This window comes from Planctomycetota bacterium, assembly GCA_026387035.1.
In the GTDB taxonomy this organism is placed as follows: Bacteria; Planctomycetota; Phycisphaerae; order FEN-1346; family FEN-1346; genus JAPLMM01.
Genome location: JAPLMM010000266.1, coordinates 1 through 9,617 on the forward strand (window position 1 = coordinate 1; position 9,617 = coordinate 9,617).

9 protein-coding genes are annotated in these 9,617 nt (G+C 68.5%); 2 read left to right on the forward strand and 7 right to left on the reverse strand.

Features of this window, described 5'->3' with window-relative positions; all coding sequences use genetic code 11:
* Positions 1-282: 282 nt before the first annotated feature.
* Together NTX40_10295 and NTX40_10300 are read left to right on the forward strand one after the other, a co-directional pair.
* Positions 283-1,992: a hypothetical protein gene (locus NTX40_10295; protein ID MCX5649462.1), complete on the forward strand. Its 1,710-nt coding sequence runs from the start codon at positions 283-285 to the stop codon at positions 1,990-1,992.
* Positions 1,989-2,264, forward strand: a complete 276-nt coding sequence (locus NTX40_10300; GenBank protein ID MCX5649463.1) for a hypothetical protein — start codon at positions 1,989-1,991, stop codon at positions 2,262-2,264. Before NTX40_10295 ends, NTX40_10300 begins: the two co-directional genes overlap by 4 nt.
* Positions 2,265-2,721: 457 nt before the next feature.
* Here NTX40_10300 and NTX40_10305 read toward each other — a convergent pair whose 3' ends face one another.
* The 7 genes from NTX40_10305 to NTX40_10335 all read right to left on the reverse strand — a co-directional run.
* On the reverse strand, positions 2,722-3,114 hold the full coding sequence (locus NTX40_10305) for a type II toxin-antitoxin system death-on-curing family toxin (GenBank protein MCX5649464.1): 393 nt from the start codon (positions 3,112-3,114) through the stop codon (positions 2,722-2,724).
* Complete coding sequence (locus NTX40_10310; protein MCX5649465.1) at positions 3,111-3,341, reverse strand: AbrB/MazE/SpoVT family DNA-binding domain-containing protein; 231 nt, start codon at positions 3,339-3,341, stop codon at positions 3,111-3,113. Before NTX40_10310 ends, NTX40_10305 begins: the two co-directional genes overlap by 4 nt.
* Before the next feature lie 96 nt (positions 3,342-3,437).
* On the reverse strand, positions 3,438-4,655 hold the full coding sequence (locus tag NTX40_10315; GenBank protein MCX5649466.1) for an alcohol dehydrogenase catalytic domain-containing protein: 1,218 nt from the start codon (positions 4,653-4,655) through the stop codon (positions 3,438-3,440).
* Between the two features lie 156 nt (positions 4,656-4,811).
* On the reverse strand, positions 4,812-5,315 hold the full coding sequence (locus NTX40_10320) for a transposase (GenBank protein MCX5649467.1): 504 nt from the start codon (positions 5,313-5,315) through the stop codon (positions 4,812-4,814).
* 265 nt (positions 5,316-5,580) lie between these two features.
* The gene (locus tag NTX40_10325; protein MCX5649468.1) at positions 5,581-6,600 is read right to left on the reverse strand and encodes an SDR family oxidoreductase; all 1,020 of its coding nucleotides are present in this window, start codon (positions 6,598-6,600) and stop codon (positions 5,581-5,583) included.
* Positions 6,593-7,570, reverse strand: coding sequence for a TIM barrel protein (locus NTX40_10330; GenBank protein ID MCX5649469.1), 978 nt, complete (start codon positions 7,568-7,570; stop codon positions 6,593-6,595). The genes NTX40_10325 and NTX40_10330 overlap by 8 nt, the downstream gene beginning before the upstream one ends.
* Positions 7,557-9,617: S1 RNA-binding domain-containing protein (locus NTX40_10335; GenBank protein ID MCX5649470.1), on the reverse strand; the 2,061-nt coding region annotated here is incomplete at its 5' end. The genes NTX40_10330 and NTX40_10335, both read right to left, overlap by 14 nt.

Below are 9,617 nucleotides of genomic sequence, written 5' to 3' on the forward strand. Positions count from 1 at the left end.
GGGAAACCCGCCCGTCCGGTTCGATGAGCGGGGTCTGGAAACGGAGCACGGTCGGGCCAGTGAGGCACCGCCAACCGAAAGGGGCGGCCAACCGATATGCCCGACCTACCCCACCGCGCCAGACCTCGACTCTACCCCCCTCTTCCGAAAGGCAGGAACCGCCCCCGCGGCTTCGCGTCTAACCTTTCGTCGAAGTTGCCGCACCCGCTGTGCCGATACAGAAGTGGCGGCACCCCTGCGTTCGAGCGCCCTCGGAGCATCCCCTACCTGGAAAGTCCGTCCGTGCTGAGCCGCCAAGGGGACCCGCCGGTCCGTTTCCTCCGCCACGTGCTGGTGTCGGTCCAGAGCGTGCTTCGCCGCCGCGCGGCCGTCCGGTCGGCCGTCTGGGCGTCCGCCGCCGCCCTCGCCGCCCTCGCCCTGGTTCTCGCCGTCGATGCGGTCTGGGTCTTCGCGCATTCGGCGCGTCCGGCGGTTTACCTCTTGGCTGCACTTGCCGGCGCTGCCGGCGTGGCGGTGTCCATGTTCCTGGCGTGGATTCGCGCGCCGTCCCTGTTCTACGTGGCGAGGCTGATTGAGCGAGGTCGGCCTGAACTCAAGAACGACCTGATGACGTTCCTGGACCTTTCGGCGGATTCCGGGGCCGACCCGTCCGCGGCGGTCGCCATCGCCCGACGGTCGGCGCGCCTCCTGGCGAAGTTCGAGCCGACCCGCCTTCTACCGCCGCATCGGCTGCGGCGACCCTGTGCCGTCGTCGCTGGCGCGGCCGTGGCCCTGGCGGTCGGCGTCTGGCTTGCCCAAGGCGTCTTGTTCCAGCCCTGGATCGGCCAGGCCGAGGCCGGGCTGGTCTCCGGCAATACTGCATCTGCTGCGCTGGGCGGCCCCGGAACGGCGGCGGTCGAGGCGCCGGACGCGGTAGCCGCGCAACCCGAAGAACTCGCCGCGTCGCTCGCCCCCTCGCCCGAGCCGAAACGCGACGGCGAGCAGCCGTCCGCCGATGCCGCTCAGCAGAAAGAAGCGTCCGCACCCGGTTCCGAGCAGGCCGCCTCGGGGGCGCTGGCGGAAAACATTGCGGCCGATGCCCAGACCTTGGAGCGACTCGCTGCCGCACTGGAGGCCCTTGCGAGTAGTCCTTCGTCGGCGCCCCCTTCTTCCGCCGATCAAGGCCCGGCTGGCGCGGGCCAAGGCGCGGGCCGCGATAGCGGTCAGGAATCACAGCAAGGCGGCGGTAGCGATCCGGCCGGCTCCGAAGGTCCGACTCCACTCGCCTCTGCCGGGTCGCCCGAAGGCAACTCCAGCGGCAACCGCAACGGCGCGGACGGTGGCGGCACGGAACGCACCGAAACCGCCAGCGCGACCGGAAGCACAACTGGAACCGGAACTGGAACCGGAACTTCGCACCAAGCCGCTTCCACGGGGGGCGCCGAATCGCAAGGTGATGCCGCAGGCAGCCCCGGCGGAACGGGCGCGGGCGAGCAACAGGGCAACCAGGGGCAGGGCGGCGCCGGTGGCCAGACGGGCGGCCCGGGCCGTCCGCCGATCCCCGAGCGTCCGCAGCCGACGGCTTTTCCGAAAAACCTCCTTGACGCGACCCGGTGGGCCGACCGATTAATAAAGGAGGCGGACCGCAGGCTCCGCGAAGGCGAGGTCAGCGACGCCTTTCTCGACCGCATGGGCATGAGCCAGGCCGACTTCCGCCGGTTCGTAGTGGCCTGGCAGCGGCGGCTCGAATCGGCCGCCCGGGGGCCCGGCGCGACGCAGGCACCGGGCGCCGTTCGCGCCGCCGCCGCGCCCGGTGCGGGCGAGGCTGTCGGGGCCTCCGGCGCGGGCCTGGCGAGGACGATGGTGGACCGCGGGCCGGAGGGAACGCCCGGGCCGTCCGACTTGGTCCAGGATGATCCCTCGCAGGTGAGCGTGCGATTTCGGCCGGTCGTGTCGGCCTATTTTGACGAACTTTCGCGCCTGGCCGAAAAGCCCAAGGAGCCCGAGCGATGACGCCTGTGCAAGCGGCGCGCCGGGAAGCCCTGGAGCAACTTGCGCGCGAGGCCGACCGCATCGTCAACCTCATCCTGCACACGTCCATGCCGCGCGTCGACATCGAGATACAGATCCAGAACCTCCGCGAGGAGTTCCTGCGCCGCTACCCCGAAACCGCCGACCTCTTTGAGATGGTTTACGCGAGCCGGTTCCGGCGCATCTGGGACCAGTGGGAAGCCGACCGCCCCCGCGAGAACGACGCCTGGCGCGGTCTCGCCCACGATGGCTGAGGCGGTTCACGCCCGCTTGTGCGCTTTGCGCGGCCCGCGTAAACGGAAAGGTTTTCGCCCGCGGCCCATTTCGGCGTGTAGGTCTTGCCGGGAGGGTACTTGACCTCGCCCCACGCGATGGCGGGGTGGCTCTCCGGCTCGAGGGCCGTCGGCTTCAGGCCCGCCGACGCCGGGTTCGCGTTGACATGGTGACCCGCCTCGATGTCCAGGACGACCGCCAGGCGGAAAGCGGACCGACGTCTGAAGGAACCCCGGTTCCGCACCGGAGGCCGCAACCGCCCACGCAAACAGGAACACAACGCCGAGAGCCGCAATGTGCCGCATCGTTTGCTCCTTTTCCGCCGGCGATTCCTCATTATCGGCGGGGCCGGACCGAGAGGCAACCCGTTGTCCGCCCTGTAGTGAGAGATACTCTCTACTACAGGGCCCGCCGCCGCCCCGGTCAGTGCACCGCCTCCTAAGAGGTCACATGCCGGCGGAAAAACCTAAGCGCTTCGCGCTTCGAGATCGTCCCTTCGGCCACGCCACGCGTCAGTCGCTCCAGTTCCCCGTTCGTCGCCGCGAGGGCGCGGTCGTTGAGCAGCAGGAATACCTCGGCGGCGGCCAGGGCGGTGCGCTTGTTGCCGTCCACAAACGGATGGTTCCGACAGAGATGGTAGAGGTAGGCGGCGGCTTTTTCGGCAAGGCCACGGTGGAGGTACTTCCCCCCGGCGCCTGCGGCGGGCATGGAGGCGGCGGATTCCAGAAGCCCGCGGTCGCGCAGCCCCGCCTCGCCTCCGAACTCGCGGATCATCCGCCGGTGGATGGCCGCCACGTGATCCGCCTCGAGGAAGACGATAGGTCGGCTCATTCGGCGAGTTTTCTCAAGGCCGCTCGCCGATGCGCCACGACGCGGTCCAGGCTGGCCTCCAGCCGCGCCTTGTCCACCGGGCGCGGATTGGCCGGCGTGACGATGAGGCTTCCGCCCTCGACCGTCAGTTGCACCCGCCCGTTCTCTTCCAGGCCCAGCAGTTCCACGATGGGCTTGTCGAGAAGCAGGGCGCTCGAGTTCCCGACCTTCCGGAGCCGCTTGAGCATGTCGCACCTCCCGTTATAACAATGTTATACCGCAGGCGGCCGGCCGGTCAAGGGGCTTCCCGCCGACCGGAGGGTTGGATGGTGACCGGCAGCGCTCTATGGCAACCGCCCTTCCAGAAGCGCCGCCTCGGCCTCCCTGGTCCACCGGCCGTCGGCGGCGAGGTCCTCGACGGGCGTCAGCGGCATCTGGATCTGCGGGTAGATGACGATCCGGCCCGGGTATGTGCCGGCGTGGGTGTGATGGACGGCGTCGCTGGCGGCGTCGAGGCCGCCGATGCACGCGACCGAGTTGTTCGGGTCGATGCGTTCCGCCGCCGCGTTGTCCAGCGCGCGGCGCAGGGCCTCGATCGGCGACCCGCTCGTCGCGAGCATCGTCCACGCGCCGTAGTGCATGTCGTTCAGGTTCAGCCGCATCCACGCCTTGTCGCGGCTCTCGAAGCCCGCGAACATGTTCAGGTAGCCCCCGTGGGCGAGGTACTCGAGGGCCTCTTCGGCGGCCTTGGCCACGGGCGCCAGGACCAGGATGTCGTCCGCCCCCTGCTTCGCGAGGACCGTCTCGATGGGCTGTTTCGCCAGGTTCACGAGGACCAGTTCGACGCCTTTTTTCTTGGCGAGCGGCGCGAGGCTCCGGCGGACCTTCTCCAGGCGGTCCTCTTTCATCTCGGAGACGATGATCCGGGCCGCCCCGTCCTGGATGCCTTTCTCGACGTGCATCAGGCCGAGCGGCCCGGCCCCGACGTACCAGGCCGTCCCGCCCGGCTTGACGCTTTGCGTCGGGCGGTGGTGATGGTAGGCGTGATAGACGCAGGCCCACGGCTCGGCGAGGGCGGCCTGCGAGTAGCCGAGGCGCGGATCGATCTTCAGCAGGTATCCCCCCGCGTGGATGATCGGGCCGATTGTCTGGTACTCCTGCTGGGCCCCGCGCAGTTTGTAGCCGTAGCAGATGTTTTCGTCGCCCACGTAGATGTCGGCCTGGACGGCGTAGCGTTCGCCGACGGCGTATTTCTTCGCGAGCGCCTTGCCGACCCGCACGACCGTCAGCGACACCTCGTGGCCCGGCACGGTCGGGTCGCTGGCGAGGTCTTTGCCGCGCATCCGCGTGTGCGATTCGCCCTGCGAGATCATCTTCCAATCGCTCGCGCAGACGCCGACGGCGTCGATGCGCACGAGGAGTTCGTCGGCCCCTGGCGCCGGCATCGGCATCTCTTCCAGGCGAAGATTCTCCAGGCCCGCCCCATAGAGGTTCCACGCCCGGCTGGTCTTCGGAATGCGATACGAACCGGTGACTCGGGCGTAATCGTCCAATCGGCTCACGGTGCAGCCTCCTTTTTCCAACCTGTAGCGCGAGGGCTTGCCCCTCGCGCATTTTCTTGCGGCATGCGCGGGGGATAAACCCCCGCGCTACAACGGCAACGGCCCAACGGTTCTGTAGCGCGGGGCCTTGTGCCCCGCGCATCCGGCTGTGACGATTCAAAGCGCTTCAGGATCGAGATACGCCCACGGCCACGACTCGCCTTCTTGGATCAATCCCTTGCGCACCGGGTTGGCGACGACGTAAGCGGCGAGAATTCCGGGGTTCTCGTCCCCTCGAAGTACGCGGTCATGGAAGCCCCTTTGCCACAGAGGGGACTCGATCTCCATGCGGCGCGACGTTCGAGTTGCCATGCTCTTCACGGCGCCCACGAGGTCGGATACGGTGCGTTTTTCTCCCGGCGATCCAACGACCGCGTGCCAATGGTCCGGCATTATACACCAGCACCAGATACGAAATCCCCATTGTTTCGCCACATGCCTCAACTGTTCCTGAATGGTGTCCGCCAGACGCCCTTTCAGGAGCGGGCGACGGTCGGCCGTGCAAACGGTAACGAACACGGCACAGGGTTGCGAATAGTCAAAGCCCTTCAACCGTGGCGAGCGGTTGCGCCCCCACGTGCGATAGTGTTTCTCGCCATCGGCGGGATCGGCTGCGCTCACGCGGGATCCTCTGCTTTGTGCATCTGCGACGCTGCTTGCGTCAACAACGGCATGCGCGGGGGACAAGCCCCCGCGCTACAATTTCGATCATGCGTCGGCGTCCGATTCCAACGACGCGCCGATGTCCGGTAACACGCCGACAGTTTCCAATAACGCCCCGACGTTCAAACATTCCGTAGCGCGAGGGCTTGCCCCTCGCGCATGTGAATGGTGTCCCACGGCATGCGCGGGGGACGAGCCCCCGCGCTACAACTCGCGCATGTGACTAGCGCACAAACACCTGTCCGGCGTCGCAGACGATCACCTGGCCGGTGATGACGCGAGCGGCGTCGGAGGCGAGCCAGACGACGACGCCCGCCACGTCCTCCGGCTGGATCTCGATGCCCAGCGCCGTCAGGCTGATATAGTACGGAATGACCTCTTCGGGTTTGATGCCTCGCTTCTTCGCCGCCTCCTTGATGTAATCGGGGTTCCAGATCTTGGAACCCTTGAAGACGTTGCCGGGGGCGACGGCGTTGACGCGGATGCCGGCAGGCCCGAGTTCCACCGCCCAGCCTCGCATGAGGTGGATCTCGCCGGCCTTCGTCGCGTTGTAGGCCGAGTTGTTCTTCGACGCTTCCATGCCGCTTTTCGAGGAAACCAGGATGATGCTTCCGCCTTCGCCCTTCCGCCTTCGCCCTTCGGGCTCCGGCGGACAAGTCGGGCTATGGCGGACAGGCCCTCCGCGGCCCTCGCGCGTGAGGATGCGGGCCGCCTCGCGCCCCGTGAGGAAGTAGCCGGTGAGGTTCACGTCCACGGCCTTGCGCCACGCCGCCACGGGGAAATCCACGAGCGGGTGGGCGGGGGCGAGGCCCGCCGCCGCCACGCAGATGTCCAGCCCGCCGAACGCCTGCACCGTCTTCTTGAACGCCGCCGCCACCTGCGTCTCGTCCGTCACGTCGGCGCGGACGGCGAGGCTCCGGTGCGGGGCGACCGCCTTCGCGATAGCCGCGTGCGTCTCCTCGGCCGCCTCCAGGTCGATGTCCACGAGGGCCACTCGCGCGCCCGCGCGGGCCAGGCCCTCGGCGATGCCGCGGCCAAGGCCGCTGCCGGCCCCCGTCACGAGGGCGACGCGGTCGGCCAGGACCTGCGGCGCGGCGGGCGGTTCGAACGACCCCGCTCCCCTTCCGCCGTCGCCCTTCCGCCTTCGCCCTTCGGGCTCCGGCGGACAAGTCGGGCTATGGCGGACGAGTCGGGTCGCAGCTAACCGTTTTCCGCGGCCGGCTCGACGGCTGGTCTTACTCATCTTTTTTCTCCCATGCCCCGTCCTCGCCCGCCGCGTAGCCGAGCGACTCCAGCGCCTCGCGCCAGTACTCGGCCGAGGCCACAATGCCCGGCTCGATCGTCTCGATCAGCGTCCCTCGCGGATAGAGCACCTCCAGCGCGATGACGGCTTCGCCGACGCCGCTTGAGGCCAGGGCCTCGAGCGATCGCCGCGCGTCGATGATGCCGCGCTTATTATACTCGGGCGTGAAGGGCCAGTGTCGGCTCGCCTCGCGGTCGCACTGCTGCGCGTGGATGAGGACGATCCGGTTCGTGCCCCAGGGCTCCGCCATCCACGCGTACGGGTCCTTGTCGCGAGGCCCGTGCGTCGGGTCGTCGAACACCGGGGCGGCGTGGCCGAAGTCCAGGTGCATGTGGAATGGCACGGGGCTGCGCGCGTTCAGTTCCTCGAGGATCCGGTGGCCGCGAGAGAGGGTGTTCGGCTGAAGTTGCGGGCGGTGCATCTGTTCGAGGAAGATCGCCTCCAACCCCACCTGGGCCGCGTACTGGCCGACGCGCACCAGGCCGTCGATCATCCGCTCGATGGCCGCGTCGAAGTTCTCCGCGAGGTCCCGCTTGCCCAGGCAATCATAGTGGCCCGAGATGAACCGTCCGCCGAGTTTCAGCGCGAGGTCAATGAACGCGCAGCACCACGTGACGCCCTCCTCGCGCATGTCCGCGTACGGGTGGCTGAGGAGGTTCATCAGGTACGACACGCGGGCCGTCGCCCCGCTCCAGACCTTCAGGCCGTGCGCCCGAATCGCCTCGCGCGTCGCCCGGAGAAACTCCGATTCTTTCTCGACGACTCGTCGGAAAAGGACCGGTTCCAGATGGTCCGCGAAGTATTCGAACTCCTTGAGGCCCGCGCGCCGGAGCACGCCCGCCCAGACCTCCGGCTCGGGGTAATCTTCCGTCGTAAACCCGTTGTTGCCGATGATTCTAAACCGCGTCATGGGTCTCCTTGGCGCTGCCGGGGGATTCGGTTTCCTCGACGGCCGGCGTTTCCTCCACGGCCTCGGTTTCTTCGAACGTTTCGATCTCGCCGGGCGTTTCGGCCTCACGGAGGTCCGACTCGTAATGGGCCCAGCGGATCTTCGGGCGGCCCTCGTCGTCGGTTTCATCCGGGCTTTCGGCCGGTTCGTCGCGGAAGACGTGGATGCGCGGCTCGCCGGACCGCGGCGACGGGCGGTCTTTGCGGGACCGGCCGGGCGGGCCGGTTCTTTCCGTCCGCGCGGAGCGTGCTCCGCCGGGCTTTCCCGGCGCGCCCTCGCGGGGACCTTGCGGCGGTCGGCGCGACGGCCGGCGCTCGCCGGAGGAGGCTCGCCGCTCGGCCGGAACCGTCTTGGCGGAGGGCGTTCTCCCGCCGCGCGGGCGGGCGCCTCTTGCCGGGGCGGCCTTGGCTGGGGCGGCCGGCGCCTCGGCGCTCGCGGCGCCGGCGGACGCCGCTGCGGGCTTCTTCGCGGGCCGCCGGGGCGCGGGTTTCGGTTTGGCCGGTCGGCGGTCCGGAATCAGCGTCAGCGCGATGCGGTTGCGGTCGGCATCGATCGAAACCACGCGGACCTCGACCACGTCGCCGGCGTGCAGAAACTTCATCGGGTTGCGGATGTAGCGCGGTGAGAACTGGCTGATGTGCACCAGGCCGTCTTCCGCGAGGCCCACGTCCACGAACGCCCCGAAGTCCACGACGTTGCGGACGGTCCCTTTGACCCACATGCCGGGTTGAAGGTCTTCGATGTGGCGAACTTTTTTGCGGAAGATCGACGGGGCGTGCTTCGACCGCGGGTCGAAGTGGGGATGCTGGAGCGCGCCGACGAGGTCCACGAGTTCCAGCATCGGGACGCCGACGTCGTCGGCCAGAGGCTCGAGCGAGATGCCCGTCAAATCTTTTTCGAGCGCCTTGGCCGAGTCGGCGCTCGTGAGATCCTGCGCCGTGTGTCCGACCCTGGCGAGGAGCCGTTCGGCCGCCGCGTAACTTTCCGGATGGATGCGCGTCGCATCGAGCGGGTTCGGGCCGGTGACGCCCAGGAAACCGGCGGCCTGGAGGAATCCCGGCCCGCCAGAGGCGAGGTCTCGCTCCGCGGACGCGCCGGGATCGTCCCAGCCGCTTAGCGCCCGGAGTTCCTCGCGTGAGGCGATCGGCCCAGCGCGCCGCCGAGCCGCGAGCGCCTCGACGGCCTGCGGGCCGAGGCCCGGAACGTAGCGCAGGAGGGCGGGCGAGGCCGTGTTCGCGTCGGCCCCGACGGCCGCGACGCACGACGTGACCGTCTCTTCGAGGACGGCCTTCAAGTGTTCCTGGTTGACGTCGTGCTGGTAGAGGCCGACGCCGACGGCCCGGGGGTCGATCTTCACGAGTTCCGCCAGGGGATTCTGGAGTCGCCGGCCGATGCTGATCGTTGCGCGCAGCGAGGCTTCGAGGTTCGGAAACTCCTCCTTGGCAAGGGGGCTGTCGGCGTAGGCGCCCGCGCCCGCCTCGTTGACGATCGTGTACTGGAGGTCCAGGTGGTTTTCCTCGATGACCTCGGAGACGAATTCCTCGGTGGCGCGGCATCCGGTGCCGTTTCCGATCGCGATGGCCTGCACGTTGTGGCTGTGGATGGCCGCCAGGAGGGCCGTTTTGCCTTCGAGCCACTGCTTTTTCGGCTCGTGCGGATAGAGGATGGTTTCGGCGAGCAGCGTACCGTCCACGTCGAGGACGGCGACCTTGCACCCGCTGCGGAAGCCCGGCTGGATGACGAGGACGCGCGTGTTCGCCAGCGGCGGCGTCATCAGGAGGCTTTCGAGGTTGGCCGCGAAAACTTCGATGGCGTGTTCCTCGGCCTGGCGTGTCAGTCGGCGGCGGACCTCGCGCTCGATGGTCGGCAGGACGAGCCGCCCCAGCGCGTCGCCGAGCACGGTCTTCAGAAAGTCCGCAAAGCGGTGGCCCGGCTGGATGAGGATCGGCATCACCTCTTCGAGCAGCGTCTCCGGCGCGACGGCGAAGGAGACCTTGATCGCCTTGCT